This is a genomic window from Burkholderia sp. SIMBA_051 (assembly GCF_046534915.1).
Classification (GTDB): domain Bacteria; phylum Pseudomonadota; class Gammaproteobacteria; order Burkholderiales; family Burkholderiaceae; genus Burkholderia; species Burkholderia ambifaria.
In genome coordinates, this window is sequence record NZ_JAWRXS010001015.1 from 1 (window position 1) to 229 (window position 229).

Below are 229 nucleotides of genomic sequence, written 5' to 3' on the forward strand. Positions count from 1 at the left end.
GATGTCGTCGGGCAAATGCGGGATCTGGATCGACGCGACGGTTGCCGCTGGCATCCTTTACAACAAGCAGCAATCGCAGATCGCCGACAAGGTTGGCTTTGCCGCCGCGCCGACGGCCGTCACGCCGAAGGGCTCGCACTGGCTGTGGGCATGGGCGCTGGCGATTCCGAAGTCGTCGAAGCAGACGGACGCGGCGAAGAAGTTCATCTCGTGGGCGACCTCGAAGCAG

At 63.8% G+C, this 229-nt stretch carries 1 protein-coding gene; it reads left to right on the top strand.

Features of this window, described 5'->3' with window-relative positions; genetic code table 11:
* On the top strand, positions 1-229 hold a 229-nt coding region (locus SB771_RS37560; RefSeq protein WP_410722348.1), incomplete at both ends, for an extracellular solute-binding protein.